Origin of the sequence: Rhizobium sp. NLR22b (assembly GCF_019685295.1) — a bacterium.
In the GTDB taxonomy this organism is placed as follows: Bacteria; Pseudomonadota; Alphaproteobacteria; order Rhizobiales; family Rhizobiaceae; genus Rhizobium.
The window spans coordinates 20,509-46,125 of sequence record NZ_JABDWM010000002.1; the positions used below are offsets into that span (position 1 = coordinate 20,509).

Consider the following 25,617-nt stretch of genomic DNA (forward strand, 5'->3'; position numbering starts at 1 on the left):
ACCGATCTCGCTCTTAGCGGAACTTCAGCGCATGGGTCAGGTTTTCGAGAGCATTTGCCGTGACGTTGAGTTCGTCCTGCTTCATCGCAGCCTTGGCTGCGGCCGAGAAGCGCGGCTGAGAGGGCATTGCTGCATGGGTTTCAACAGTGGTTTTCATTGTCCATCTCCAATGGGATAGGCAGCCGGCTGCCGTTAACCATTGCAGAGGAACACTGTCTGCGTCATTTAACCGTTACAGGCTTCGTTAAAAGGCCATGCAATCAGGGAAGTCCGGCCAGTTGGAGGCCATGAATCAGCGTTTCCGTGTAGCGGGGATCGCGGTCGGGAACGAAATGGCGGATGTCCTCGCTGCGGAAATCCGGGAAATTTTCCAGAACGACGTTGGCGTATTTGCCGGCTTTTTTCATATCGCCCGCCATGGCATGGGCAGCCGCCAGCAGTCGCGCGGTCGCCTGTTTCGACTGCACCGGCTCAAGCGCCTCGATCGCCTGGTTATATTCGCCGCGATCGAAGTGGATGCCGCCACGATTCCAGTAGTAATAGTCCGGCGGCAGCGGATTGAGCTTGAAAGCCGCGTTGTTCAGATCCAGCGCCTTGTCAAAGTCGCCGTAGTGGCAGAGCGCGTCGGCATAATCGGCAAGGATGTCGGCGTCGTTGGGATTGAGATCCTGAGCCTGCTGGAAATAGTCCAGGCTTTCGTCGAAACGGCGGCGATACAGCGCCACGAAACCGAGTTCGCGGTAGGCCCGGCCGCTGTTCGGGTCGGATTGCTGCGCCAGTCGGGCGGCGCCATTCGCCTCGTCGAGCAGTTCGGTGTCCTGCATGCCCCGGATCAGCCATTCCATGCCGAGCGCGCGCGACACGCCGGCATGGGCGGCCGAGAAATTCTCGTAGCGATTGAGCGAGGATCTGAACCACTTGCGCGCCTGGCGCAGATGCTGCAGGTCTGTTTGGGCGATCAGGCGCTTGCCTTCGAGATAAAGACGGTAAGCCGATGGCGGCGCCTCGCCGATCGGCATCGCCAGCTCGCAGCGTTCGACGGTGTCGGCGAGCGAGGAGACGATGCGCCGTGTCAGATGCGCGAAGGATTCACTGATCTTCTGCATGACCAGCGGCAGTTCCAGAGCCCAGATCACCTCTGAGGTCGCCGTCCGCGTCAGACGGCAGGTCGCATAGACATCCTCGTCGCGGCCCTGGATGGTGACGTAGACCGCATAGTCGAAGCTGAGGTCGAGCGCACGTGGCACAGCGCGAGCCGGATCGACCGAACGGCTGAGGATTTCAAGGCTCGTATGGGCTGCGATCACCTTGAAGCCGCGCTGCTGGCTGAGGCCGATGGTGACATCTTCAAGAAGGGCCCTGCCGACGCGCTCCATCAGCGGATCGGTGAAAATGCTTTCCGGCGGCAGGATGATGATCCGCGGCTGGCCGAGCAGATCGGCGAAGCCGCCGGGCGCTGCCGACGGACGTTCGGCCGCCGCGGGTTGAGCTGCCGGGATCAGGCCGAGTTCGCGGGCGAGCGCGGTGGTGCTTTCCTCCGGCTCGGTGTCGAATTCGTCCTTCAGCTGGCTCTTGCACTTCAGATAGGATTGGCGGGCCGCGGCCGGATCGTTCATCCTGACATAAGTGCGCATCAGGGCGCGATAGGCCGTCTCGCTGGCGGGATCGAGCTCCAGCAGGCGACGGGCAAAGGCCACCTGCTCTTCATCCGATCTGTCGTCAGCGGTTTCCACCAGCCGCGTCAGATGGGCGGCGCGCAATTCGTCGACGCGCTGGCGCTCGTATGTCAGCCAGTCTTCGGCGCCCTGCGTCGGCGACTTGGCGCCTTCAAGCAATTCGCCGTTCAGAATGTCGCCGTCTTCGGCTGCGATGGGCCCCTTCTGTTTCATTATATGGACGTCGACTTCCCAGCCGTCGGCAAGGCCGATATGGGTTCGGGTCGCTTTCAGCAGCGGCGGCAGGTCGGCGGGAATGCTTTGCTCGATACGCGCCAGCAGCTGGCGCAGACTGCCCGCGCGTTTTTCCGGGGCTTCCGATTGCCAGAGCTGCCGCCTGACGGTTTCGCGGTCGAGTTCGAGATTGGCTTCGGCGGCGAGCATGGCGAAGAGAAAATAAGACTTCTCCGGCAAGGGGAGTTCCCTCCCCGCTGCCAGCAATCGCGGTCTTCCGAGCAGGCAGAGCCTGTTCGTCGACATCTGTCCGGATGTCCGTTGCATCCCGCTTCTCACCCCTGAAGACCAGACGCGCATGCGCGCCGGCCACTCAGGAACATGTTAGAGCGATAATAAGCCCGCGCATAGCGCAAAAAGAAGTTTTTACACCGAATATTTGCATTTTCTCACATGAGCGGCCGGAAATGCTTGCCAACACTTTGCCCCCGACGTGATTTGGATCGATTATTCCAGCCGCTGCGGCCTCTACAGCCGCAACCAACAGCAAGCGAGCCTGATCGATCACAGCATCTGCGCGATCTATTTGGTGCTGGTTTGCGTCGCGCCGGCGGCCTCGACGAAATCGAGGCCGATATCCAGCACTGGTGCGCTGTGCGTTAGCCAACCGACCGAAATAAGGTCGACGCCGGAAGCGGCGATTGCGGCGGCCGTTGCCGGCGTCACCCGGCCGGATGCCTCGGTGATTGCCCGCCCGGCAACGATTGCGACGGCCTCGCGCAGCTGGTCCGGCGTCATATTGTCGAGCAGAACGGCATCGACACCGACGGCCATCGCTTCCTGCAACTGATCGAGCCTGTCCACTTCGACCTCGATCTTGACCAGATGACCGACGCCGGCCCGCGCCCGGCGGATCGCCTGGGCAACACCCCCTGATATGGCCACGTGGTTGTCCTTGATCAGCACTGCGTCATAAAGCGCGAAACGGTGGTTCATGCCGCCGCCGGCCCGCACTGCATATTTCTCCAGAGCCCGCAGCCCGGGCGTCGTCTTGCGCGTGCAGGCGACCGAGGCCTTGGTGCCGCTGATGGCTGCGGCAATCCCGGCCGTGACGGTGGCGACGCCCGAGAGATGGCCGAGGAAATTCAGCGCGGTGCGCTCACCGGTCAAGAGCCCGCGCGACGGGCCTTCGATCGTGGCGATGACGTCACCTGATTTGACTGCATCACCGTCGTTGAGATGGCGGCGCATGACGATCTGAGGATCGACGAGCGTGAAAGCGAGGTCGGCCGCATCGAGGCCGGCGATCACGCCCGGTTGGCGAGCGGCCATCACCACCGTGGAGCGGTGATCTGAGGGAATGACCGACGCCGAGGTGATGTCGCCGGCAAGGCCGAGATCTTCGAGCAGGGCTGCCCGCACCAAGGGTTCGATAATCAGACGCGGAAGCGGAACGAGGCTCATGTCAGGCGCTCCTGGCCAGCGAATAGGGTGGTGTGGCGCGGGCAATCTCCAGCGCTTGGGAAAGGCGCATCCGGCGGCGTTGCGCATCGGCGAGCTGCAGGGGAAAATCGGTGCGGGCGTGGGCGCCGCGCGATTCCACCCGTAGGCTGGCAAAGACGGCGATCAGCAATGCAACAATGGCCGGATCGGAGCCGGGGCCGTCGCCCTCGGCAAGTGGCAGCAATGCGGCGATTGCGCCTTGGAGGGCATCCGCATTGCGCAGCACGCCGAGATGGCGCGAGACGATCGTGCGGATGGAGGATGCGTCGGCCGGCTCCGGAAGCTGTTCTGCGAAGATGGCACCGGCGCCGCCCGCCGGCATGGCCGATATGTCGCGCGCCGCCCGCATGCCCATGACAGCCGCCTCGAGCAGCGAATTGCTGGCAAGCCGGTTCGCGCCGTGCAGACCGGTCGAGGCGGCCTCGCCGGCGACCCAGAGGCCGGCGACCGAGCTGCGGCCATTCGCATCCGTCGCGACGCCACCCATTTGGTAGTGCACGGCCGGACGCACCGGGACGAGGTCTTTGGCCGGATCGATGCCGGCCTCGCCGCCAAGGGCAGCGATGACGGGGAAGCGCGCGGCAAAGCGACTGCCGAGCGCCTTGCGAGCATCGAGGAAGACGCGGCCGCCGCGGGCGATCTCGGCACTGATGGCGCGCGCCACCACGTCGCGCGGCGCAAGTTCGGCGCCCGCTATGCCGGCCATGAACCGTTCGCCGCGTTCGTTGACAAGCAAGGCCCCCTCGCCGCGCACCGCCTCGCTGACAAGCGCCAGGGGCCTGCGGCGTGAATCGAGCGCCGTCGGATGAAACTGCACGAATTCCATATCGGCAAGCTCGGCACCCGCCCTTGCCGCGAGCGCAATCCCCTGACCAAAATTGCCCATCGGATTGGTCGTCGCATCATAAAGTCCGCCGATCCCGCCGGTGGCGAGCACCAGCCTTGTCGTCGAAAGGACGGCGGCCGCGCCGCTTGCGGTCGCGCAGAGCAGCCCGGCGACGCGCTCGCCGTCCATCAAAATCCGTCGCGCCTCGAGGCCTTCGAGCACGGTGATGGCCGGCGTCCGCGCCACGGCCCGCACCAGCGCTGCGATGATCGCCGCACCTGAGCCGTCGCCTTCGGCATGGACGATGCGGCGGCGGCTATGGGCAGCCTCCAATCCGAGCGAGAGTTCCCCGGAGTCATTGCGGTCGAAGCGGACCCCGGCTTGCTCCAGTGCTGCAATGGCCGCCGGCGCCTCCGCAATGATGCCGGCGGCGACCCTTCGGTCGCAGAGCCCGTCGCCGGCGGCAAGCGTATCGGCAAGATGCAGTGCGGCGCTGTCGTCGGCGCCGATACTGGCGGCAATGCCACCCTGCGCCCACGCGCTGGAAGTCTCGGCGCCGAGGCCGGCGCGAGTGACGATGACCGAAGGTTCCGGCGCCAGCGTCAGCGCCGTCATCAGCCCGGCAAGGCCGCTGCCGACGATGACGGTGCGGCCAGTCAACTGCTCAAGGATCTCGGTCATATCGAAAGCATCCTCTCGACGGCGCGGCGCGCGGCCACAGCGATTGCCGGATCGACCGTCACCTCGTGGCGGTTTTCCTCGAGTGCGGCGCGGATATTGGCGAGCGTGATCCGCTTCATATGCGGGCACAGATTGCAGGGGCGGATGAATTCGACGTCAGGGTGGTGGACGGCGACATTGTCGCTCATCGAGCACTCGGTGAGCAGCACCACCCGTGCCGGCTTCTGCCTGACGACATAATCGGACATGACAGCGGTGGAGCCGGCAAAATCGGCCTCCGCCACCACGTCGGGCGGGCATTCCGGATGGGCAAGCACCGTCACGCCGGGATGGTTTTCACGCAGCTGGCGGACATCGTCAGCGGTGAACAGTTCATGCACTTCGCAATGCCCATGCCAGGCGATGATCTCGACATCGGTCTCGCGGGCGACGTTGCGGGCGAGATATTCATCGGGGATCATCAGCACCTTCGGCACGCCGAGCGACTCCACCACCTGTTTGGCGTTGCCCGAGGTGCAGCAGATGTCGGAGGCGGCCTTCACCGCGGCCGAGGTATTGACATAGGTGATGACGGGGACGCCGGGATGGGCCTGGCGCAGCAGCGCAATATCCTCCGGCGTGATCGATTCCGCCAGCGAGCAGCCGGCGCCGAGATCGGGGATCAGCACGGTTTTTTCGGGATTGAGAAGCTTGGCAGTCTCGGCCATGAAATGCACGCCGGCCAGCACGATGACATCGGCATCGACCTCAACCGCCTTGCGGGCGAGCGCCAGGCTGTCGCCGACAATATCGGCCACGCCGTGAAAAATCTCAGGCGTCTGATAATTGTGGGCGAGAATGACGGCGTTGCGGCGGCGCTTGAGCTCGAGAATGGCGTTGACGTCATCCTCGAACGACATCCATTCGGCTTTGGGAATGACGCGGCTGACGCGGTTATAGAGCGAGGATGCGGAAACTGGGTGGTTCATGGCCGGCTCCTAATTATGCTCTACTTGAGCATATCATAGGCAAAGACATATTCTCGCTGTGAGCATATGTCAATTGCGGGAGAGCGGTAATTTCGTTCCTGCAAGCGCCCGTTCTTCGAGCACTGTATGGCGGAAGCGGAAGAGCTTGGCCGGCCGGCCGCCGGTTTCGCTTTCCGTTCCGCCGGTCTCCTCGACCAGGTCCTGCTGTTCGATGAGGCGGCGGAAATTCTGTTTGTGCAGTGTCAGCCCCGCCAGGGCCTCGATCGTGCGCTGCAGCCGCAGAAGCGTAAAACTCTCCGGCATCAGTTCGAAGACGACGGGGCGGTATTTGATTTTGGCGCGCAGCCGGGCAATCCCGGTCGCCAGAATGCGGCGGTGATCGGCAAACATCGCCCGGCCGAGATTGGCCTCCACCCGGCATCCGGCTTCGGCCACGAGGCCGGCTTCATAAAGCAGTTCATAGCGTTGCAGGGCGAGATCCTCATTCCAGCCGCCGCCGTCGAGGCCGAAGGTGAAGTCGGCGCGGCGGTGGCGATGGTGCCGCCGGGCCGGATCGGCATCCGCCCAGCGTCTGAGCGGCGCGACGATCTCGTCCAGCACGGCCGGCCGGCCCTGCCGGTGGTCTTCCCAGGGAAAATAGTCGTACCAGCCGTGCCACCCCGGCCGGCCGGAGCCCGCCTGCTCGTTGACGAGGCCGAGATAGCTGATCGAGATCGTCCGTCCGCCAAGAATCTCGTTGTTCCGGTCGCGGTCGGCGAAAGTATAGAGCTGTTCGAGGTAACCGACCGGGTGTTCGGTCTGCTCCTGCACCCATTCGCGCAGGCCCGATTGCAGGGTTCGATGGCCCATTTCGAACGGACCCGACGGCAGCGCGTTGCCGGATCGGATAGTCATGACGCGTGGCTCATCCCCCGTCACCGCGACGAGCACCGCAATCAGTTCCGCATGCGCAAAGCCGATCGTCACAGGGGCCGAATACTCCGTTCCGAATGAATCGAACGTATCATTCCTGCCACAGGCGGCGACGGAAGCCAATGGAACTTTCCCCCTCTCCTCCTGGCAGAGGGGGAGCCCCGGGGCAAGCGTCAGCGCTTGCCCGTCTCGTTAGTCAGCCGGTCGAGGAAAATCTTCAGTTCGGCGTCGTCGATACCGACGCAATGACGCTTTTCCGGATAGGCGCCGGTCCTGACGTCCTCTGCGAATTCGGTGAAGGCGGCGATGCGTTCGCGCTGCAGCCTGTCATGTTCGGCGGCGAAGTTGCGGTAGACCTTGGCATGGCGCGGGTAATGGTCGCGATTGGCTCCGAGCACGTCGTCGGCGAAGAGATATTGGGCGTCGCAGCCGCTGCCCGCGCCCATCGAGATCATCAGCATCGAGGTGTTGTCGCTGATGGCGGCGGCGACATCCCCCGGCACGACTTCGATTTCGGCGGCAAAGGCGCCGGCCTCTTCCAGCGCCTTGGTCTGTCGCCAGATCTCGGCCGCACTCGCCGCCGTCTTGCCGACGGCGCGGAAGCCGCCCGTCCAGGTGGCTTTCGAGGGGATCAGCCCGAGATGGCCGCAGACCGGGATGCCCTCGTCACGCAGGCGCCGAATCGTCTGCAGGCTGGCGGCGCAATAGACGGCGTCGCCGCCGGCCTTGAGCGCGGCGAAGGCGGCGCGCAGATAGTCTTCAGCCGAGACATGGTCGCCATATTCGAGACCCGGAATGGCAAAGGGCGTGGGGGCGATCTCGCGGAAGACCGGGCCGAGCAGCGACGGTGGTACAGAGACCATGTCGATCCCGGCCTTTTCGGCGGCTTCGGCCTCCTCGAGCGAGGTGACGCGCAGCATGGTCAGCTGGCGCCTGCCCTTTTCCGCAAGCAGGTCGGCAACGGTTGCACGCTTATGTTTTTTCATCATCAATTCCTTTGAAAATATGGGATTCAGGCGGCCAGAAGGGATTTCAGCTTGATGTTGCTTGATGTCAGCGCGACAGGGTCCGGATGGGCACCAGCCGCGATCAGCATTTCCGCAAGCCTGATATCACGCGCCACGGCATTGCCCGGTCCGATGCCGCTCGCCGCAATCAACCGGCCATGGGCGTCGAGGTGGAAGAGAATGAAGGCGCCTGGGCCGAGGTCGCGGCGCAGATGCAGGACCGCCCCTTCGGCGAGGCCTGCAATCTGCAGCGTCACGTCGTATTGATCCGACCAGAACCACGGCACCGATGAAACGGCTTCGTCGAGGCCGAGCATGTTGGCTGCGGCCAACGTGCCCTGCTCCTGGGCATTGCGCCACGATTCGAGCCTTACACGCCGGCCGCCATAGATCGGCAATGGGAAGGAGCAGCAATCGCCGGCGGCAAAGACATCCGGCGCCGAGGTCCGGAGATAGGTGTCGACGGCAATACCGTTTTCGATTGTAAGCCCCGCCCTTTCGGCGATGTCGACATTCGGCCGCGCGCCGATGCCGACGAGGGCGAGGTCGGCCTCTACCATCTCGCCCGTCGACAGTTTGATCACGGCCTTCCCGCCTTCCTCGGTCAATGTCTCGATCGAGACGCCGCAGCGGATATCGACACCTTCGGCGCGGTGGCGTTCGGTGAGCAGATGGGCGATCTCCTCCGGCACGCCGCGTTTCAGCACCCGCTCCAGCCCCTCGATAACGGTGACGTCGGCGCCAAGCAGGCGCGCCGTCGCGGCAAGTTCCAGCCCGATGAAGCCGCCGCCGATAATGGCGATATGGCGTCCCGGCTTCATCGCCTTGCGCAGAGCGGCCGCATCGTGATGGGTCCGAAGCGAACGGATATGCGGATTGCCTTCCGGAGCGCCGGGGAATGATCGCGCGGCCGCGCCCGTCGCCAGCAGAAGCTTGTCGTAGGAAAGCGCGGTGCCATCCGAAAGCATGACCCTCCGCGAGGCAGGATCGAAATCCCTGGCTTCAAGACCGGTCAGCAGCCGGATGTCGCTTTCGGCGTATTTTTCCGCAGCGGCGATGAATTTCGGATCGCCGGCATCGGCGGAGGCAGCCTTGGAAAGCGGCGGCCGTTCATAAGGGTGAAGGGGTTCGGCGCCGACAAGCGTTATCTCGCCGGCAAAACCTTTTTCCCGCAGAGCGAAAGCGGCGCGGGCACCACATTCGCCCGCACCGAGAATAACGAAATGTGCCACATCGACCTCCGTCAGACCGAGATGAAGACGGAGCCGCCTTCGACCTTGACCGGATAGGTCTTGAGATTGACGCAGACCGGCGCACCCTTGGCTTCGCCTGTCTTGTAGTTGAAGCGGCCGTTATGTTTCGGGCATTCGATGATTTCATCCATGACAAGCCCGTCGGCGAGATGGATCTGTTCATGCGTGCAGAGCCCGTCGGTGGCGAAGAATTCGTCGTCGGGACTGCGGTAGACCGCGAAGGTGCGCCCGCCATGATCGAAGCGGATGACATCCTCTTCATCGATCTCGTCCTTGCCGCAGACTTCGATCCAGTTTCCGCTCATCTCTAACCTCCCTCGATTGTGATTATTGCGCCGCCGGGGCGAGTTCTTTGTGGAATTCTTCGCGATAGGGCCGCGCGGTGTCCGGCAGTTCCCGCTTCAGGAAATAATCCTCGTTGCGCAGCTGGCGCAGGAAAGCCGGGATCATCTCGCGGTAGCCCGACCAGATCGACGGGTTCGGTGCCGGCAGATCGTGCTTGATCATTGCGTGCAGCCGGGGCAGCGCGTGATAGGGCACCATCGGGAACATGTGATGTTCGACGTGGTAATTCATGTTCCAATAAATGAAACGGCTGATCCGGTTCATATAGACCGTACGGCTGTTCAGCCGGTGATCGATGACGTTATCGGCAAGGCCGCCATGTTGCAAAAGCCCCGTCAGCACGTGGTGCCAGGCGCCGTAGAGGCGAGGCAGGCCGATCAGCATCAGCGGCAGGATCGAGCCGGTGGCGACCGCGACGGCGATTGTCGCGAGATAGATCGCCAGCCAGATACGGGCGAAGCGGATCGCCTTCGGCTGCTCCATCTCCGGAATAAAGGTTTTTTCCGTCGCGCTGATGACGCCGAAGGCGTTGCGCAGCATGTCGACGACGGCATGCCAGACGTCGAGGATGCCGAAGAAATTGAGGACCAGCCGGAAGAGGTCCGGCGGCCGCATGACGGCGATCTCCGGATCGCGGCCGACGATGACCGTATCGGTGTGGTGGCGCGTATGGCTCCAGCGCCAGGTGACCGGATTGCGCATGATCATGAAGCAGGCGATCTGGTAGACGACATCGTTCATCCAGCGCGTCTTGAAGGCGGTGCCATGGCCGCATTCGTGCCAGCGGCTGTCGGAGGCCGAGCCGTAGAGCACGCCATAGGCGAGAAAGAAGGGCAGCGCGATCCAGGAGCCCCAGAAATAGATGCCGAGACCGGCAAAGACCATCATGCTGCCGAGCCAGATGACCGTGTCACGGATCGCTGGCGCATCGGAGCGCTGCATCAGCGCCTTCATCTCCTTGCGCGAAATCTCGGTGTGATACCATTCGGCAGCCGCCAGTCCCGTCTCCACCGCGATGCGGCCGCTTTCCCCGAGCAGGTCGTAGTCACGTTTCTTTGTCTGGGTCGCCATTATCCGCCTCCCTATGCCGTTGTCGGAAGAATAGGTTGACTTTGGGCGACGCTCAATGCAGGCTTGATGTAATCTATCAAAAGCCATCATGAATGGCTCGCATCCATGAGCGAATACATCACCATGCGCCGCCCCACCATTTCCGATCTCGCCCGCGCCTCCGGCGTCAGTGTCGCCACCGTCGACCGCGTTCTCAACGCTCGTCATCGTGTGCGGGAGGAAACGGCGCGGCGGGTCTATGATGCAGCGCAGGAGATCGGCTATCATGCCGTCGGCCTCATCCGGCAGCGCGTCTTCGAAGATTTGCCGCAATACAAGCTCGCCTTCCTGCTGCAGAAGCCGACGCAGGCCTTCTATCAGAGCTTCGCCCGGGAAATCGAAGCAGCGGCACGCGCCGTCACCACCGCCCGTCTCCAGATCCAGATCGAATACCCGTCTGCGACGACTCCTGCCGCCATCAATGAGAAGATCAAGTCGCTCGGCGCCCGCAACCAGGCCGTTGCCGTTGTCGGCCCCGACTACCCCGCGGTTACAACGGCGGTCGAGGAATTGAAGGAGCGCGGCATCCCCGTCTTCTCGCTGCTCTCGGACCTCGCCACCGGCGTGCGTGACGCCTATGTCGGCGTCAACAACCGCAAGGTGGGACGCACTGCCGCGTGGATGATTGCGCGTACGGCGCACAGGCCCGGCAAGGTCGCCTGTTTCGTCGGCAGCCACCGCTTCCACGGCCATGAACTGCGGGAGATCGGTTTCCGCTCCTATTTTCGCGAGAATGCGCCTGAATTCGATGTCGTCGAAACATTGATCAACCTGGAGACCGCCGAAATCACCCATGAGGCAACGCTGACGCTGCTGCAGAAACATCCCGACCTCGTTGGGCTTTATGTCTGCGGCGGCGGCATGGAGGGGGCGATTTCGGCGTTCCGTGAAGAGGATGTCGGCGGCCGGATCGTGCTTGTCGTCAACGAGTTGACGCCAGAGAGCAAGGCGGGTCTCGCCGACGATATCGTCACCATGGTGGTCGCCACTCCCCTGCCCGCTCTCTGCAAGGAGCTTTTATCGCTGATGCTCGGCGCGATAGAGCACGGTGAGGCCACCGTTCCCGGCCAATCCTTCCTGCCTTTCGATATCTATATTTCCGAGAATATCTGAGCAATGATGGAGTTCTATCATCGCGCCTGAAATTCTTTCAGCAATGAAGGCTGGCGCCGGCAATGACGGATGGATTGCCCGGTAAATTCGGATAGAGATTCGCTCGCCCATTCACGAGTACCGCTCCGCTCGTGTCGCGGAGACGAGGAGGATATAACCGTCATGACTTCGATCCGCTTTGCCCTCAACCATATGGCCGCGCCATCGCTTGCCGTCGACGATTTCTTCGCGCTGGCAAAGTCGCTCGGCATTGATTCCGTTGAGATCCGCAACGACCTTTCCGGCAATGCCATTCTCGACGGCACCAAGCCTGAAGCGATCAGAGAAGCAGCCGCCCGCCACGGGCTGACGATCATTTCGATCAACGCGCTGCAGCGCTTCAACGAATGGAATGAAGCACGCGCCCGGGAAGCTAGGGAATTGATCGATTATGCCAGCGCATCGGGCGCCAAGGCGCTTGTCCTCGTTCCGAAGAATGACGGCACCGGCTGCGCCGACGGCGAACGCCAGGCCAATCTGCGCGAGGCTCTGTCCGCGCTGAAGCCGATGCTCGATAAGGCCGGCATCATCGGCCTCGTCGAGCCGCTCGGCTTCGAGATCTGCTCGCTGCGTTCGAAGACCGAGGCGGCCGAGGCGATCAAGGAGCTCGGCGCGCAATCGACCTTCAAGCTCGTTCACGACACCTTCCACCATCACCTTGCCGGCGAAGCAGCGACCTTCCCGGAATTGGCCGGCCTCGTGCACATTTCCGGCGTGAGCGATCCCTCCGTGTCCGTTGCCGATATGCGTGACTCCCATCGCGTGCTCGTGGACGGCGACGACCGGCTCGACAATGCCGGGCAGATCAAGGCGCTGCTGCAGGCGGGCTATAGGGGCCCGTTCTCCTTCGAACCTTTTGCTGCGGAAGTTCATGCGGTCAAGGATCCGGCCGCTGCGCTGCGCGCCAGCATGGATTACCTGACGGCGCGGGTCTGAGACCCGATGCACGCTTCTCTTCACGATCGGCCGCCGGCGAGCGGCCGATCGTGAGACACTATTCCCGCCCCCTGAACCGGCGCTGATAGGCCGGATCATAGAGCGAGCTCTCGCGAAAATCCTCCGCCGCGAGCGACGGTCCGACGAAGATGATCGCGGTGCGTTCGATCGGTTCGGCCGCAACTCTTGCCTCGATATCAGCGAGAGTGCCGGAGAGGATGCGCTCGTCCGCCCAGGAGGCTTTGACGACGATGACGATCGGGCAGTCTGCGCCGTAAAGTGGCGTCAACTCGTCGACCACCTGCTTCAGAGCATGGATCGCCAGATGGATCGCCAGCGTAGCACCCGTCGCGCCGAATTTTGCGAGCCTCTCTTCGTTCGGCATCGGTGAAGCGCGACCGGAAACGCGGGTCAGCACCAGGCTTTGGGCGACGCCAGGGATCGTTAGTTCGCGCCCCAGTGCTGCGGCCGCGGCCGCAAAGGCCGGAATGCCGGGGGTCATCGTATAGGCGATGCCGTGCTTCTGCAGCCGGCGCGCCTGCTCGGCCACGGCACTCCAGACGGAGAGGTCGCCGGAGTGCAGCCGGGCGACGTCCTGGCTGGCGGCAGCGGCACGGAGATATTCCGCCTCGATCTCATCGAGCGACATCGGGGCAGTATCGACGATGCGCGCGCCAGGCGGGCAATATTGCAGCAGTCCCGGCGAGACGATGGAGCCGGCATAGAGGCAGACCGGGCAGCGGGCGATGAGATCGCGGCCACGCACCGTGATCAGATCCGCAGCGCCCGGCCCCGCGCCAATGAAATGCACCGTCATCCCGTTATCCTTTCGTCCAGCGCCATTGCGTTACCGGCATCGCCGGCCGCCAGCCGCTCATGCTGCCGAGCGGCGCAGCGCGCGATATTTCGATCCGCGTGAGGGAGCCGCCGCGTTTGCCATGTTGGGAGATCAATAACGCTTCCATGTCAAGCGTCACGGCATTGGCGACAAGCCGCCCTCCCCGCTTCAGCGCGGCGGCGGCAATGTCGATGACATCGGCTTCGCTGCCGCCGCCGCCGAGGAAGATCGCATCCGGTTCTGGCAGGCCTCGCAGCGCATCGGGCGCTGAACCCTCGACGACGGCGAGATGCGGCACGCCGAAGGCGGATGCGTTGCGGGCAATCCGCGCCGCCCGCTCCGGCGATTGCTCGACGGCGATCGTCTTCAGGCTGGGATCGGCCAGCATCCATTCGATGCCGATCGATCCCGAGCCGGCGCCGACATCCCAGAGCAGTTCGCCATGACGTGGCGCAAGCGCCGAAAGCGTCATCGCCCGGATCTCCCGTTTGGTGATCTGGCCGTCGTGCTCGAACAGATCATCCTCGAGACCTGCGGCAAAAGGCAGGATGCGAGCCCGCTCCCCTGCCGCAATCTCGAGCGCGCAGACGTTCAGGGGATCGATGTCAGCGAGATCGAAATCCGCCGCCACGACGCATCTCTGTCGTTCCCGCGCACCGCCCAAGGCTTCGAGCACGGTAAGTCTCGACTGCCCGAAGCCGATGGTGACAAGCAGGGCAGCGAGCTCGCAGGGTCCTTTCTCATCAGAGGTCAGAGCAATGATGCGCCGCCCGGGGTGCAAATGCGGTCGGACCAGGTCGAGCGGCCGTCCGTGCAACGAGATTGTCGTCACGTCCTGCTGCGGCCAGCCGAGCCGGGAGGCGGCAAGGCTGAAGGCCGAAGGCGCGGGAATGACACGCATCTCTTCGGCCGCGACACGGCGGCAGAGGGTTGCGCCGACGCCATAGAGAAACGGATCGCCGGAGGCGAGCACGACGACAGGCGTGCCGCGCCTTTCAAGGACGGCGTCGACCGAGCGCTCGAAGGGGCTCTGCCAGGCAAGCATTTCGCCGGATATCAGGGATGCGGCAAGCGCATGGTGCCGCGTTCCGCCAAACACGGCGGGTGCAGTGGCGATCAGCCTCTTGGCCTCCTCGCCCAGGGCGGCTGGACCATCTTCGCCGATGCCGATAATAGTCAGCCAGCGCTTGTTGCAAGTGGAAAAGACATCAGACATGGGAAGACTTCGCATCCTGATCCTCGGTGGCACCGGCGAGGCGCGCCTGCTCGCCGAAGCGCTCGCGGCGCGTGATGATTGCGATGTTCTGCTGTCGCTCGCCGGACGTACCGAGAAACCGGCCGTTCAGCCTGTTCAGGTCCGTATCGGTGGTTTCGGCGGCGCCATGGCACTGGCTGATTTTCTGAAAGCCGGCAGCTACGGGCTGCTGATCGACGCCACGCACCCTTTCGCCGAGCGAATTTCCAAAAATGCCGCGGTCGCGGCCGAGACCGCCGCTGTCGCTGCAATCGCTCTGCGCCGCCCCGAATGGCAGCGCTTGGCGGGCGATCGCTGGCGGGAAGTACAGAGCATCCCGGCGGCCATCGAGGCGCTCGGCCAATCCCCCCGCCATGTCTTCCTGGCGACGGGCCGGCAGGGTGCTCACCACGCAGAAGCGGCGCCGCAACATCACTATCTCATCCGCAGCGTCGACCCCGTCGAACGGCCGCTTAGGCTTGCGAATGCCGAATATATCCTCGATCGCGGCCCGTTCACGCTGGAAAGCGAATGCACTTTGCTGAGGCAGCATCATATCGATGTCATCATTGCCAAGAACAGCGGCGGCACGGCCACCTATGCAAAGATCGAGTCGGCGCGGCTGCTCGGCATCGAGGTGATGATGGTGGCGCGCGCGCCGTCGCCGATGGTCGCATCGGTCGAAACCGTCGAGGCGGCGCTTGCGGCGATCGATCACCTCTTCCCCCCCGCCATGAAACGTGGCGTGTAGACCAGGTCCGGCTTGCCGGCGCGCGTGACGATCCGCGTTTCGGCGGAGCCGATGATGATGCAGGTCGCCATATCGGCGATCGATGCATCCGCTTGCGATAGCGGCTGCACCGCAATGCGCTCGTTTGCCCGCCCGGCCGCGCGCCCGAAAATCACGGGGGTTGTTGCCGGCAGATGGTGGCGCAGCAGCTTGAAAGCCTCACCGAGTTGCCACGGCCGCGACCGGCTGATCGGATTATAGAGCGCGATGACGAAGCCTGCCTTTGCCGCCAATGCAAGCCTGTTTTCTATGACATTCCAAGGCTTTAGGTTATCTGATAACGATATTGCGCAGAAGTCGTGACCCAGCGGCGCCCCGGCTCTTGCGGCCACCGCCAGCATCGCCGTGACGCCGGGCAGAACGGTGAGATCGACGGCGCGCCACGCCGCCGGCCCATTCTCGATCGCCTCGCAGACGGCAGCGGCCATGGCGAAGACACCGGGATCGCCGCCGGAGACAATGCAGACGTTGGCGCCATCCGCTGCCATGGAAAGCGCCGCCCCTGCCCTGTCGAGTTCCTCGCGATTGTCCGACGCATGCCGCAGCTGATCGGAGCGGAGCTGCAGCCGGTCGAGATAAGGTCCGTAGCCGAAGAAATCCGTCGCCGCCTCGACGACCGCCAGCGCTTCCGGCGTCATCTGCTCGGGATTGCCGGGACCGGTGCCGATGACGAAAAGCCTGCCACTCATCGGCTGCCCTCCCAGCCCGGCACCAGCACGAGCGAGAAGTAGGGCGCATCGCCGTCGTTCCTGTCGGCAAGCTTTTCCATCGCCGCATTCGACATGGTGCCGCGCTCGACATAGAGGGCGTCCGCAAGCCGTCCGGCTGCCGAAAGCGCCCGGCGTATTTTCGGCAGATTGCGACCGACCTTCATGATGACGGCGGCTTGCGTATCGGCGAGCCGGCGCGTCAGCTCTGCCTCGGCCATTGTACCGGGCAGTACGGACAGCACGTCGTCCCCCTGGACGATCGCCATGCCGGCCAGCGACCAGCAGCCCGACATGGCGCTGATGCCGGGGATCACTTCGGTGGGGTAGTGCTTGGAGAGCCTGACATGCAAGTGCATGTAGGAGCCGTAGAAGAGCGGGTCGCCTTCGCTGAGAACAGCGACGGTCCGCCCGGCCTCGAGGTGCCCGGCGATGTCTCTTGCAGACCGGTCGTAAAACTCGGTGATCAGGCTTTGGTAGCGTTCGTCACCTTTGTCGATCTCAGTGGTGACGGGATAGTAGAGTGGCAGCAGAGTGACCCAAGGTTTCAGCAGCGGCTCGACGATCGCCTTGCCGTTACCGCCCCTGCCCTGCTTGGCAAAGTAAGCGATGACTTCAGCGCGTTCGATGGCGCGCACGGCCTTGAGGGTCAGAAGCTCCGGGTCGCCGGGACCCGTGCCGACGCCGATGAGACGGGGTGTCGTCATAGGCCCGGCCTCGCCAGCGCATTAATGGCGGCAGCCGTCATGGCGCTGCCGCCGAGCCGGCCGCGCACGATGGCGAAGGGGACGCCATAGGAATTTTCCGCCAGCGCATCCTTCGATTCCGCCGCGCCGACAAAGCCGACCGGCATGCCGAGGATCGCAGCCGGTTTCGGCGCGCCGTCGCGTAGGAGTTCGAGAAGATGGAAAAGCGCCGTCGGGGCATTGCCAATGGCGACAATGCTCCCGCCGAGCCTTTCGAGCCAGAGATGCATGGCGGCGGCCGAGCGTGTATTGCCGATCTCGCGTGCGAGCTCCGGCGTTGCGGGATCGCGCAGTGTGCAGACCACCTCGTTCAGCGCCGGCAGCCGTGCTCGCGTGACGCCGTGCGATACCATTTCCGCATCGCAGAAGATCGGTGCGCCGGTCCTGAGTGCGTCGCGCGCGGTGCTGACGAAATCTGTGGAAAAGACGAAATGCTTCGCCGCTTCCACGAGCCCGCAGGCATGGATCATGCGAACGGCGATTTCAGCCTCGTCTTCGGTGAAACGCGAAAGATCGGCCTCGGCGCGGATGATCGCAAACGAACGCTCGTAGATCGCGTCGCCACTGCGGATATAATCGTAGTCTGGCATTCCTATTCCTGTCGCGGCGCCTTCGAAACGCTGGTTGCGCCAAGCCGTGTAAGGCAGGCGGCGGCCGATTCGCCAGCGCCCCTGTTGTCTTCGATGGACCGGGCGAGCCTCTCTATAGCGAAATCGATCCGACCGCCAGCGATCCGTTCATCCGGCAGATCTGAAGCAAGGCCGTTGAGGATGAGGCCGAAACCATCCGCCGATCCGGTCAGTGTCAGCGCCGGCCCGGCGCGGGCGCAGCCTTTCGAACAGCCGGAGAGATGGATCGTCAGAGATCCGTCGAAGAGAACGGGTGCTGCGGCCATAAGGCGGCGCGCCAGGGCTCTCGTCTCGTAAAAAGCGGAGCCGCAGGCGCCGGCGCCGGCGCAGGCAGCGACATATTCGCTTTTCTCGCCGGGTTGCACGGTAAAGCCATGGTTGCTCGCGGTGATCAGCAGAGCCGGCGCCGCATCTGCCGGAAAGCCGATGAAAAAGAAGCCGCGGCCGGGCGCAAGTCTGATGGCTGTTGCGCCGTCAGCTTTGGCGTCGTCGAGCAGGGCGGTCAGATCGGACGCGCTCATCTGGCCGAATTCCGACCGCACGCCAAGCACGTGTTTTCCGTTCTTCAGCCGGTGCAAGCCGGAAAGCGGCGTCTGTTCTTGGTGGGACGGATGAAATCGGATGGCGTCCATAGCGGGAAAGCGCGCCCGCAGAAGGGCCGGATCGATATCCCTTGCCCGCTTGCTCTGCCCGACCGCCAGAAGATCGAGAATCTCGCCAACGGCTGATATCGCCGCCTCCGCGGGCCCCATTGCGACGGGTGTTGCCGTCTCGCCGTCGCCGTTGATCGCCACGAGCCATTGTGCGGCGGGCTGTGCGACGATACGGATATCGGCCGAGAGCGCCGATAAACCGAACGCTCCGCCGCCGTCGATGATGAGCGAGAGTTTCGGCGCGAGCCGCGGCGAGGCGAGTAGTCCTACGAGCTTGCTGCGCAATGTCCTTTCCAGCGCTGCCGGATCGCCCGTTTCCTCGGGATCGATGCCGTGCAGCGGCGATACTTCGATTGCCGGACCGTCCGGCACGGCGATCCCGGCGGCATCGATATCGGCGGCGAGACGCTTCACGGTCTCAGCCCGCAATCCGCGGATCTGCAGGTTGCCGCGCGCGGTGATTTCCACGATGCCGTTTCCATGCTCCGCGGCCGAGCGGGCAAGGGCTGAGAATTGCGATAGCGTCAAGGCGCCGCCGGCAGGACGCAGCCGTACGAGCAAACCATCGCCGGTCGGCATGGGTGCGGCAAGGGCCGGGCAGGCGCCGCGTGGGCGTGGCTTCGCCGGCGGTCGATCATCGAGATCCGCCTCGCCTGTCCTGTCGATTGTCTTGGCGGCCTTCGTGCCCATTCTCAATCCTCTGATCATCTCTTACATGATCGCGGCCGGTGCGGCAAAACCTGACGGCGACGGCTATTCCTCGAACTCGCGTCCCTTGCGCAGCAGATATATGTCCATGATCCAGCCGTGCCGCTGTCTTGCCTCTGTCCGCAGCGCCTGAATATCGGCCGCGATGTCTGCGAGCCGTCCCGATCGGATAATCTCGTCCCCTGTCCCGAGATAGGCGCCCCAGAAGATCTCGGCGTCGGCATCGTCGATCTTCGCGAAAGTCTGTTCGCCATCGAGCATGACGACCGTGCTGCCGCCCCGAAGTCCATCCCGCGCCAGCCGCCGCCCGGTGGTAATCTCGACCGGCTGGCCGATGAGGTTGAGCGGAATTTTGTGGCTGGCCGCTAAGGCCTGGATGCTGGTGATGCCGGGAACGACGCTGAAGTCGAAATCAATGCTGTTTGTTTGGCGCACGCGTTCAATGATGCGGATGGTGCTGTCGTAAAGGCTGGGATCACCCCAGACGAGAAAGGCGCCGGTGGCGCTGTCCGGCAGGCCAGAGATCAACTCTCCATAGATATTGGCGATCTCGCCGTGCCAGGCATCGACACTTTGTTTGTAGGTCCTGTCTGCGGTCTGCCTTTGCGGCACCTCGAATTCCGCGATCCGGATATCCGGCCGGGTGACATAGCGCTCGCAGATCTCCCGCCGGATCTCGGCGAGCTCCTCCTTGCCGGTGCCCTTGAGCGGCAGGAAGATCACCTCGGCGGCGTTCATCGCCTTGACCGCCTGTATGGTGACGTGCTCCGGATTGCCCGTGCCGATTCCGATGATAGTGATATGTTTCAAGCGGATGTTCCCCGTGAGTCAGGCGGTCTTGCCGAAAAACTGGGCCGGTCGCAAGGGCAGGGCAGGGAGTTGGCCGCGGCCAACTCGGCCCGCCACGACGGCTAGACCCCTATTGTTGCCGTAAATCCCGAATCGTGTCACTTTCGATACGCTTTTTGACGCTATGTTGACAGAAAAGCGCATCGAAAAGGATTGGGTGTTTTGGACAACATTAGCGTATCGACCACAGACGTGCGGATCGAGCGGCATGCGAGCCAGCTTTCGCGGCAACTGAAGCTCCTCCGCGACAAGCTGTTTCCGCCGCTTGCGCAGAAGACGCTGCGCACGTTCTCTTCCGGCGAAGCCGCGCAGATGATCGGTGTTTCCGACGGTTATCTTCGTCAGCTTTCGCTGGACGGCAAGGGGCCGCAGCCGGAACTTTCCTCGAATGGTCGACGCTCCTATACGCTCGGTCAGATCAATGAATTGCGCCATTATATGGCGAACCTCAAGCCGAAGGACGCGCTGAGCTACCTCCCGTGGCGTCGCCCCGGCGAAAAGCTGCAGACGGTCGCAGTCACCAATTTCAAGGGCGGTTCGGCCAAGACGACGACGACGCTTTATCTGGCGCAATATCTGGCGCTGGAGGGTTACCGGGTGCTGGCAATCGATCTCGACCCGCAAGCCTCGCTCTCCTCCATGCTGGGCGTTCAGCCGGAATTCGATCTTTCCGACGGCGATACGCTTTACGGCGCCATCCGCTACGATGCGGCTCGCAAGCCGCTGAAGGAGATCGTCCGCAAGACCTATTTCGACGGACTCGATCTGGTGCCCGGCAATCTCGAGCTGATGGAGTTCGAGCATGAGACGCCGCGGGCGCTCAATGATCGCCAGAAGCCGGCCGAGCTGTTTTTCCGTCGCGTTGGCGTCGCTATTGCCGAGGTCGAGGCCGATTATGACGTGGTGGTGATCGACTGCCCGCCGCAGCTCGGCTACCTCACCCTCGGCGCCGTTTGCGCCGCCACGTCGCTGCTCATCACCATCCACCCGCAGATGGTCGATGTCGCCTCCATGTCGCAGTTCCTGTTGATGACCTCGGATCTTCTCTCTGTGGTTCGCAGGGCCGGCGGCGACCTGCAGCACGACTTCATCAAATATGTCGTCACCCGCCACGAACCCTTCGATGCGCCGCAGTCGCAGATCGTTGCGCTGCTGCGCAGCCTGTTCGGCGACGACGTGCTGACGGCAACCATCCTCAAATCGACGGCAATCGCCGATGCCGGGCTGACAAAGCAGACGCTTTACGAAATCGAGAAGGGGCAGGTGCGCCGCTCAACGTATGACCGGGCGCTGGAATCGGTCAATGCTGCCAATGGCGAGGTTCTTGCCGGCATTCACAAAGCCTGGGGCCGCACATGAGCAGACGCGACCGCCTGAAAGGTCTTTTCGACGATACGGCGCAGGAGTTGGCCGCGGCCAACTACGAGGAGCCTTCTTCGCGCGGATCGGCCGGTCCGGTTCGGACAATGGCGCTGACCCTTGGCCGCATGGAGGAAGAGAGCAGGGCGATGCAGGAGGCTTTGCTCTCCGGCGAGCGCATCGTCGAACTCGATCCCGATCTGATCGATTCTTCCTTCGTCCGCGACCGCCTTGCCGACCAGCCGCTCGATTTCGAGGACGAGCTGGTGCAGTCGATTGCCGATAATGGCCAGGAAGTGCCGATCCTTGTTCGGCGCCATCCTGAAGACGGCGAGCGTTACCAAATTGCCTACGGCCATCGCCGCCTGCAGGCCGTCAAACTGCTCGGCCGCAAAGTGCAGGCGATCGTCCGTCAGCTCGACGATACCGATGTCGTCATTGCACAGGGCATTGAGAATTCGGCGCGCCGGAACCTTTCCTATATCGAACGCGCCGTCTTCGCTCTCAATCTCGAGCTCAAGGGCTTTGAGCGTCCCGTCATCATGAAGGCGCTGTCCACTGACAAGACGGAGCTATCGAAGCTGTTGTCGGTCGCCAAGGCCATTCCGGCCGAAATCATCAGGTTGGTGGGGGACGCGCCTGGTATCGGACGGCGCAAGTGGATGGCGCTTGCCCAGGACTGGAATGGGACGACGGCGGCGCGGCTTGCAAAGCTAATCGACTCGGAAGGGTTCAGGGCGCAGGAGAGCGACCGCCGATTCGAGCTTCTGGTCGCCGAGCTTGCCAGGAAAGAGGCCAAGCCCGTGCCAACCGAATATGACTGGATGCCGAAGAGCGGCGGCAAGATTGCCGGCCGAATCAGGAGCGCCGGCAATTCCTTCACGATCGCGTTGAAAACAGGCGATGCGCCGGATTTCGGCGCTTACATTTCACGCCGTCTCGATGAGCTTTACGAAGCCTATCAGGCCGGCAAGTTGCAAGCAGGAGAGTAGACCGCAAAAGAAAAAAGCCTCCGAACGTTGCCGCCGCGGAAGCCTTTCTCATATCTGGACAATCTGAGAATCGCACTTCCTCGAATCAGTGTCAAGCATCTTCGGCATCCTTTTGGGTGGTAGATTTCTTTTGCCTTGAAAAAAGGTGAGGGACATGGAGCCTCAATATGTATCGACGCCTTTTGGGCGGCGATCGATGACGCTTGGCATGCTGGCAAATCAGGAAAATGCCAGCAAGGTCGATCCGGATGCATCGGTCGACAAATGGAAGATCTTTCGCGCGCTCTGCGAAGCAAAGGAGATGGTCGGCGTATCCGATCGTGCGCTTGCCGTTCTCAACGCGCTGTTGACCTTCTATCCGAAGAACGAGATTGCCGAGGCCAACGGTTTCGTCGTCTTTCCTTCGAACGAACAGCTGTCGCTGCGCACGCATGGCATGGCCGGCACCACGCTGCGGCGAAACCTGGCGATGCTGGTGGAGTCTGGCCTGATCATCCGGCGCGACAGTCCGAACGGGAAACGTTTCGCCCGCCGTAACGGCGAGGGCGGGCTTGGGGAGGCCTTCGGCTTCAGCCTGGCGCCACTCCTCGTGCGCGCTCGCGAGATCGAGGCACAGGCCGCCCAGGTGCAGGCCGACAAGCTCGAATGGAAGCGCCTGAGAGAGCGGCTGAGCCTTTGCCGGCGTGACATCGCCAAGCTCATCGAGATCGCGTTGGAAGAGGAAATCGCCGGCGAATGGATCGAGATGCAGCAGCATTTCAATCGCCTGTCGGCAAGCCTGCCGCGCCGTCCGTCGGCAGCGGAGATTCAAAGCCTGCTGACCGATCTCGAAGCTTTCCGCCAATTGATCGTCAAGACGCTGGAATCGAAGACGAAAACAGAAAAAACGGACGCCAATGACAGCCGAAACGGTTGGCACATACATAATTCAAACCCACACCCCACATCTGAACTTGAACCAAGCTTCGAAACGAAGCAGGGCGCAAAGTCGGAGGAAGAGCCGCGGCCGTGGCGGGAGCCGCCGAAATCCTTCCCCCTTGCCATGGTGCTGCAGGCCTGCCCCGAGATTGTTGCCTATGGGCCGGGCGGCGGGATCGGCAGCTGGCGGGATTTGATGGCCGCCGCGGTCGTCGTTCGTTCCACCCTCGGCGTCAGCCCCAGTGCCTATCAGCAAGCCTGCAACGTCATGGGGCCGGAAAATGCTGCCACCGTGATCGCCTGCATTCTGGAACGCGGCGGCCATATCAATTCGGCCGGCGGCTATTTGCGTGATCTGACGCGGCGGGCGGAGCGCGGCGAGTTCTCGCTCGGTCCGATGCTGATGGCATTGATGCGGGCCAATGGTCCGATGGCGAGAAAAACGGGATGAAGGGCCCAAAAGCTTCGCGCCAGTCGCAGCGGTTTAAAGGGATTGTGGATCGGCAATCGCCATCTTCTTTGCTTGCTTCTCCGCGCTTTTGTTGAAACAAACCGTTAACCATGTCATAGATGGCGGAAGAAAATAGCTGTTTTGCTTCCATTTGTGAAAAACCGCAAAGCTTAACAATGCGCTATGATATCGACGGTACGATGCTTCAGACCCTACTTCCATTGCTCGCTGCGGCGGAGGATGCGTTGGCGCGACTGGACGAGCGGGTGTTGCGCTCGCCGGTGGGTGAGGGGTTTGCCGAACGCAGCCATTTCTTCGATGCCGCCGGCGCATTATGGGTTGCCGGCGAGCTCGTTCATGTCGAGGATCTCGTTCTGCACGACGCGCATATGGATAGCCGCGCTCCGAGCCATGAATTGACGATCGCCCATTCGGTGCTGCGGACGCGTCGGCGCATCTGGACCGGCGAGCCGTCCTGGGCGCTCGGCGCCTCGGGGCTGGCAACGCTGACGGCGACCACGGGGGAAGGGGAGGGCCTCACTCAGGAGGCCAAGAGCCCGGCCGCTGCGGTCGAGGCCGACGATGAGGGCGAGGATGGAGACGCGCCGCTCGCCGCCGAGATGGCCGAGATCGATGCCATTCTTGCCCGCTCGCAGAAGCTCATCGACATCCATACGGGCAAAGCGCCGTCCGGCGAGGCGGCGGCAATATCTCCGGCCAAGCGCAACGATGACCCCCTCGGCCTGCTGGGCGACGAGGAATGGGATGAGGAGCAGCGGCTTGCGGAGTGGCGAGGCGTGCTGCCCCTGGCCGACAGCCTGCCGCCGGTTCTCGGCGCCGTCATCCTGTTCGAAACCTGGGACAGGATCGAGCCGTTGCGGCGTCAGCATTGGCTCGGCGGACTTCTCGTCGAAAGCTACCTGCGCGCCCGCGGCAAGGTCGCTTCCCATCTCTTTTCCTTTTACGGCGGGCTGAAATTGGTGCGCCACGAGCGGCGTCGGGCCCGTGACCGGGCGACGCGGCTGCAAGCCTTTCTTGAGGCGATGCAGTTGGCTGCGGCGGCCGGCCTCAAGGAAATCGACCGGTTGTCGCTGGCTCGCACGCAAATGGAGTTGCGCTTTCGCGGCCGCCGCTCGAACAGCAGCCTGCCGGAACTTGCCGACTTCATCCTGTCGCGGCCGATGGTGTCGGCAGCGATGATCGCCCGTCAGCTGCGCATCACGCCGCGTGGCGCGCTGAACCTCGTCAACGAGATCGGCATTCGTGAAATCACCGGCCGCGGCCGCTACCGCGCCTGGGGCATCATCTGAAACAGAAAAAACCGGCCGGGTCGACGTCCGGCCGGGTCTTTGCGAGTGAGCGCCCGGTCTGCCATCCTGTCACAGATTGCAGACCGGACGCTCTTGCGCTTCCATTGCCCCCAGAAGCGCAGTTCTATTCCCGCTCGCCCGTGAAGTTGAGCAGAAGCTGGAAGATGTTGACGAAGTTCAGGTAGAGCGAGAGCGCACCGAAGACGGCGAGCTTCTGGTTCGATTCCTGATCGTAGTTTTCCGAATACTGTTCCTTGATGTTCTGCGTGTCGTAGGCGGTGAGGCCGACGAAGACGACGATGCCGATCACCGAGATCGCGAACTGCAGCGCGCTCGAACCCAGGAAGATGTTGACGATGCCGGCGATGATGATGCCGAACAGACCCATCATCAGGAACGAGCCCATCTTCGACAGGTCACGCTTCGTCGTGTAGCCGTAGAGGCTGATGGAACCGAACATCGCGGCAGTGATGAAGAAGGTCTGTGCGATGCTCGTCTTGGTGAAGACCAGGAAGACGGAGGCGAGCGACAGGCCCATCACGGCGCAGAAGGCCCAGAAGGTGACCTGGGCGGTGCTGGCCGACATCGTCTGGATTTTGAACGAGAAGAAGAAGACGAAGGCGAGCGGCGCCAGCATCACGACCCACTTCAGCGGCGAGCCGAAGATCGGGACGTAGAGGGCCGGCGTCGAGCCGACGACGAAGGCGACGATGCCTGTGATGACGAGGCCGAGAGCCATATAATTGTAGACGCGCAGCATATGCTGGCGCAGGCCCTCGTCGAACAGGGCCTGGGTGCCGGCCGCGGCACCGTAGCGGGAATTGATCGGGTTCATGCTGATCTCCTCGGTT

25 protein-coding genes are annotated in these 25,617 nt (G+C 63.1%); 7 read left to right on the forward strand and 18 right to left on the reverse strand.

Annotated elements, in window-relative coordinates; all coding sequences use genetic code 11:
• Positions 1-13: 13 nt before the first annotated feature.
• The 10 genes from HJC00_RS03845 to HJC00_RS03890 form a co-directional block, all read right to left on the reverse strand.
• Positions 14-157 carry a hypothetical protein gene (locus HJC00_RS03845; protein WP_176536271.1) on the reverse strand — a complete coding sequence of 48 codons (144 nt, stop codon included), beginning with the start codon at positions 155-157 and terminating at the stop codon, positions 14-16.
• A gap of 103 nt (positions 158-260) precedes the next feature.
• Entirely contained in the window at positions 261-2,216 is a 1,956-nt protein-coding gene (locus HJC00_RS03850) for a BTAD domain-containing putative transcriptional regulator (RefSeq protein WP_221144767.1), read from the reverse strand.
• Between the two features lie 255 nt (positions 2,217-2,471).
• Positions 2,472-3,353, reverse strand: a complete 882-nt coding sequence (gene nadC, locus HJC00_RS03855) for a carboxylating nicotinate-nucleotide diphosphorylase (RefSeq protein WP_210632447.1) — start codon at positions 3,351-3,353, stop codon at positions 2,472-2,474.
• 1 nt (position 3,354) lies between these two features.
• A complete protein-coding gene (locus HJC00_RS03860; RefSeq protein WP_210632448.1) occupies positions 3,355-4,899 on the reverse strand; it encodes an L-aspartate oxidase in 1,545 nt (514 codons plus the stop codon).
• Positions 4,896-5,867, reverse strand: coding sequence for a quinolinate synthase NadA (gene nadA, locus HJC00_RS03865; protein WP_221163646.1), 972 nt, complete (start codon positions 5,865-5,867; stop codon positions 4,896-4,898). Before nadA ends, HJC00_RS03860 begins: the two co-directional genes overlap by 4 nt.
• Positions 5,868-5,936: 69 nt before the next feature.
• Positions 5,937-6,833 (reverse strand): NrtR DNA-binding winged helix domain-containing protein, encoded by an 897-nt coding sequence (locus tag HJC00_RS03870; protein ID WP_221163762.1) that lies wholly within the window; start codon positions 6,831-6,833, stop codon positions 5,937-5,939.
• A 119-nt stretch (positions 6,834-6,952) separates the two neighbouring features.
• Positions 6,953-7,768 (reverse strand): 3-methyl-2-oxobutanoate hydroxymethyltransferase, encoded by an 816-nt coding sequence (locus HJC00_RS03875; protein WP_221163647.1) that lies wholly within the window; start codon positions 7,766-7,768, stop codon positions 6,953-6,955.
• A gap of 23 nt (positions 7,769-7,791) precedes the next feature.
• Complete coding sequence (locus tag HJC00_RS03880; RefSeq protein ID WP_221163648.1) at positions 7,792-9,018, reverse strand: FAD-dependent oxidoreductase; 1,227 nt, start codon at positions 9,016-9,018, stop codon at positions 7,792-7,794.
• An 11-nt stretch (positions 9,019-9,029) separates the two neighbouring features.
• On the reverse strand, positions 9,030-9,344 hold the full coding sequence (locus tag HJC00_RS03885) for a MocE family 2Fe-2S type ferredoxin (RefSeq protein WP_210632453.1): 315 nt from the start codon (positions 9,342-9,344) through the stop codon (positions 9,030-9,032).
• Positions 9,345-9,366: 22 nt separating this feature from the next.
• Positions 9,367-10,455 carry a fatty acid desaturase family protein gene (locus HJC00_RS03890; protein WP_221163649.1) on the reverse strand — a complete coding sequence of 363 codons (1,089 nt, stop codon included), beginning with the start codon at positions 10,453-10,455 and terminating at the stop codon, positions 9,367-9,369.
• Between the two features lie 123 nt (positions 10,456-10,578).
• Here HJC00_RS03890 and HJC00_RS03895 point away from each other — a divergent pair, with 123 nt between their 5' ends.
• Together HJC00_RS03895 and HJC00_RS03900 are read left to right on the forward strand one after the other, a co-directional pair.
• On the forward strand, positions 10,579-11,607 hold the full coding sequence (locus tag HJC00_RS03895) for a LacI family DNA-binding transcriptional regulator (protein ID WP_221153397.1): 1,029 nt from the start codon (positions 10,579-10,581) through the stop codon (positions 11,605-11,607).
• A 162-nt stretch (positions 11,608-11,769) separates the two neighbouring features.
• Positions 11,770-12,582 (forward strand): TIM barrel protein, encoded by an 813-nt coding sequence (locus HJC00_RS03900; RefSeq protein ID WP_221144775.1) that lies wholly within the window; start codon positions 11,770-11,772, stop codon positions 12,580-12,582.
• Positions 12,583-12,640: 58 nt separating this feature from the next.
• Here the strand turns inward: HJC00_RS03900 and cobM are convergent, their stop codons facing one another.
• On the reverse strand, positions 12,641-13,399 hold the full coding sequence (gene cobM / locus HJC00_RS03905; RefSeq protein WP_221153260.1) for a precorrin-4 C(11)-methyltransferase: 759 nt from the start codon (positions 13,397-13,399) through the stop codon (positions 12,641-12,643).
• A 4-nt stretch (positions 13,400-13,403) separates the two neighbouring features.
• Complete coding sequence (gene cbiE / locus HJC00_RS03910; RefSeq protein ID WP_221163650.1) at positions 13,404-14,636, reverse strand: precorrin-6y C5,15-methyltransferase (decarboxylating) subunit CbiE; 1,233 nt, start codon at positions 14,634-14,636, stop codon at positions 13,404-13,406.
• Between cbiE and HJC00_RS03915 the strand changes: the two genes are divergently transcribed.
• Positions 14,635-15,405, forward strand: coding sequence for a cobalt-precorrin-6A reductase (locus HJC00_RS03915; RefSeq protein ID WP_221153262.1), 771 nt, complete (start codon positions 14,635-14,637; stop codon positions 15,403-15,405). The genes cbiE and HJC00_RS03915 overlap by 2 nt on opposite strands.
• Here HJC00_RS03915 and HJC00_RS03920 read toward each other — a convergent pair.
• From HJC00_RS03920 to cobF, 5 genes are all read right to left on the reverse strand, one after another.
• On the reverse strand, positions 15,369-16,133 hold the full coding sequence (locus HJC00_RS03920; protein WP_221153263.1) for a precorrin-3B C(17)-methyltransferase: 765 nt from the start codon (positions 16,131-16,133) through the stop codon (positions 15,369-15,371). The genes HJC00_RS03915 and HJC00_RS03920 overlap by 37 nt on opposite strands.
• The gene (locus HJC00_RS03925; protein WP_221163651.1) at positions 16,130-16,858 is read right to left on the reverse strand and encodes a precorrin-2 C(20)-methyltransferase; all 729 of its coding nucleotides are present in this window, start codon (positions 16,856-16,858) and stop codon (positions 16,130-16,132) included. Before HJC00_RS03925 ends, HJC00_RS03920 begins: the two co-directional genes overlap by 4 nt.
• Positions 16,855-17,487, reverse strand: a complete 633-nt coding sequence (locus tag HJC00_RS03930; protein WP_210632461.1) for a precorrin-8X methylmutase — start codon at positions 17,485-17,487, stop codon at positions 16,855-16,857. The genes HJC00_RS03925 and HJC00_RS03930 overlap by 4 nt, the downstream gene beginning before the upstream one ends.
• Before the next feature lie 2 nt (positions 17,488-17,489).
• The gene (gene cobG / locus HJC00_RS03935) at positions 17,490-18,869 is read right to left on the reverse strand and encodes a precorrin-3B synthase (RefSeq protein ID WP_221153264.1); all 1,380 of its coding nucleotides are present in this window, start codon (positions 18,867-18,869) and stop codon (positions 17,490-17,492) included.
• Positions 18,870-18,932: 63 nt separating this feature from the next.
• Positions 18,933-19,697 (reverse strand): precorrin-6A synthase (deacetylating), encoded by a 765-nt coding sequence (cobF, locus tag HJC00_RS03940; RefSeq protein ID WP_221153265.1) that lies wholly within the window; start codon positions 19,695-19,697, stop codon positions 18,933-18,935.
• Positions 19,698-19,898: 201 nt separating this feature from the next.
• On the opposite strand from cobF, the gene repA reads away from it, so the two are divergent.
• The 4 genes from repA (at position 19,899) to HJC00_RS03960 (ending at position 24,766) form a co-directional block, all read left to right on the forward strand.
• Positions 19,899-21,095 carry a plasmid partitioning protein RepA gene (gene repA / locus HJC00_RS03945; protein WP_210632464.1) on the forward strand — a complete coding sequence of 399 codons (1,197 nt, stop codon included), beginning with the start codon at positions 19,899-19,901 and terminating at the stop codon, positions 21,093-21,095.
• Complete coding sequence (gene repB, locus HJC00_RS03950; RefSeq protein ID WP_210632465.1) at positions 21,092-22,087, forward strand: plasmid partitioning protein RepB; 996 nt, start codon at positions 21,092-21,094, stop codon at positions 22,085-22,087. Before repA ends, repB begins: the two co-directional genes overlap by 4 nt.
• 154 nt (positions 22,088-22,241) lie before the next feature.
• Positions 22,242-23,456 carry a plasmid replication protein RepC gene (gene repC / locus HJC00_RS03955; RefSeq protein WP_221123083.1) on the forward strand — a complete coding sequence of 405 codons (1,215 nt, stop codon included), beginning with the start codon at positions 22,242-22,244 and terminating at the stop codon, positions 23,454-23,456.
• Positions 23,457-23,632: 176 nt separating this feature from the next.
• The gene (locus tag HJC00_RS03960) at positions 23,633-24,766 is read left to right on the forward strand and encodes an RHE_PE00001 family protein (protein WP_221123084.1); all 1,134 of its coding nucleotides are present in this window, start codon (positions 23,633-23,635) and stop codon (positions 24,764-24,766) included.
• A gap of 124 nt (positions 24,767-24,890) precedes the next feature.
• On the opposite strand, the gene HJC00_RS03965 is transcribed toward HJC00_RS03960, so the two are convergent.
• Positions 24,891-25,601 (reverse strand): Bax inhibitor-1/YccA family protein, encoded by a 711-nt coding sequence (locus tag HJC00_RS03965; protein WP_184473408.1) that lies wholly within the window; start codon positions 25,599-25,601, stop codon positions 24,891-24,893.
• Positions 25,602-25,617: the final 16 nt, after the last annotated feature.

What these genes read in the sequence shown, in the direction of transcription:
- HJC00_RS03845 (WP_176536271.1), bottom strand. Translation starts at nt 157, where the DNA reads ATGAAAACCACTGTTGAAACCCATGCAGCAATGCCCTCTCAGCCGCGC.
- HJC00_RS03850 (WP_221144767.1), bottom strand. Translation starts at nt 2,216, where the DNA reads ATGCAACGGACATCCGGACAGATGTCGACGAACAGGCTCTGCCTGCTC.
- nadC (WP_210632447.1), bottom strand. Translation starts at nt 3,353, where the DNA reads ATGAGCCTCGTTCCGCTTCCGCGTCTGATTATCGAACCCTTGGTGCGG.
- HJC00_RS03860 (WP_210632448.1), bottom strand. Translation starts at nt 4,899, where the DNA reads ATGACCGAGATCCTTGAGCAGTTGACTGGCCGCACCGTCATCGTCGGC.
- nadA (WP_221163646.1), bottom strand. Translation starts at nt 5,867, where the DNA reads ATGAACCACCCAGTTTCCGCATCCTCGCTCTATAACCGCGTCAGCCGC.
- HJC00_RS03875 (WP_221163647.1), bottom strand. Translation starts at nt 7,768, where the DNA reads ATGATGAAAAAACATAAGCGTGCAACCGTTGCCGACCTGCTTGCGGAA.
- HJC00_RS03885 (WP_210632453.1), bottom strand. Translation starts at nt 9,344, where the DNA reads ATGAGCGGAAACTGGATCGAAGTCTGCGGCAAGGACGAGATCGATGAA.
- HJC00_RS03890 (WP_221163649.1), bottom strand. Translation starts at nt 10,455, where the DNA reads ATGGCGACCCAGACAAAGAAACGTGACTACGACCTGCTCGGGGAAAGC.
- HJC00_RS03895 (WP_221153397.1), top strand. Translation starts at nt 10,579, where the DNA reads ATGCGCCGCCCCACCATTTCCGATCTCGCCCGCGCCTCCGGCGTCAGT.
- HJC00_RS03900 (WP_221144775.1), top strand. Translation starts at nt 11,770, where the DNA reads ATGACTTCGATCCGCTTTGCCCTCAACCATATGGCCGCGCCATCGCTT.
- cobM (WP_221153260.1), bottom strand. Translation starts at nt 13,399, where the DNA reads ATGACGGTGCATTTCATTGGCGCGGGGCCGGGCGCTGCGGATCTGATC.
- HJC00_RS03915 (WP_221153262.1), top strand. Translation starts at nt 14,635, where the DNA reads ATGGGAAGACTTCGCATCCTGATCCTCGGTGGCACCGGCGAGGCGCGC.
- cbiE (WP_221163650.1), bottom strand. Translation starts at nt 14,636, where the DNA reads ATGTCTGATGTCTTTTCCACTTGCAACAAGCGCTGGCTGACTATTATC.
- HJC00_RS03920 (WP_221153263.1), bottom strand. Translation starts at nt 16,133, where the DNA reads ATGAGTGGCAGGCTTTTCGTCATCGGCACCGGTCCCGGCAATCCCGAG.
- HJC00_RS03925 (WP_221163651.1), bottom strand. Translation starts at nt 16,858, where the DNA reads ATGACGACACCCCGTCTCATCGGCGTCGGCACGGGTCCCGGCGACCCG.
- HJC00_RS03930 (WP_210632461.1), bottom strand. Translation starts at nt 17,487, where the DNA reads ATGCCAGACTACGATTATATCCGCAGTGGCGACGCGATCTACGAGCGT.
- cobG (WP_221153264.1), bottom strand. Translation starts at nt 18,869, where the DNA reads ATGGGCACGAAGGCCGCCAAGACAATCGACAGGACAGGCGAGGCGGAT.
- repB (WP_210632465.1), top strand. Translation starts at nt 21,092, where the DNA reads ATGAGCAGACGCGACCGCCTGAAAGGTCTTTTCGACGATACGGCGCAG.
- repC (WP_221123083.1), top strand. Translation starts at nt 22,242, where the DNA reads ATGGAGCCTCAATATGTATCGACGCCTTTTGGGCGGCGATCGATGACG.
- HJC00_RS03960 (WP_221123084.1), top strand. Translation starts at nt 23,633, where the DNA reads ATGCGCTATGATATCGACGGTACGATGCTTCAGACCCTACTTCCATTG.
- HJC00_RS03965 (WP_184473408.1), bottom strand. Translation starts at nt 25,601, where the DNA reads ATGAACCCGATCAATTCCCGCTACGGTGCCGCGGCCGGCACCCAGGCC.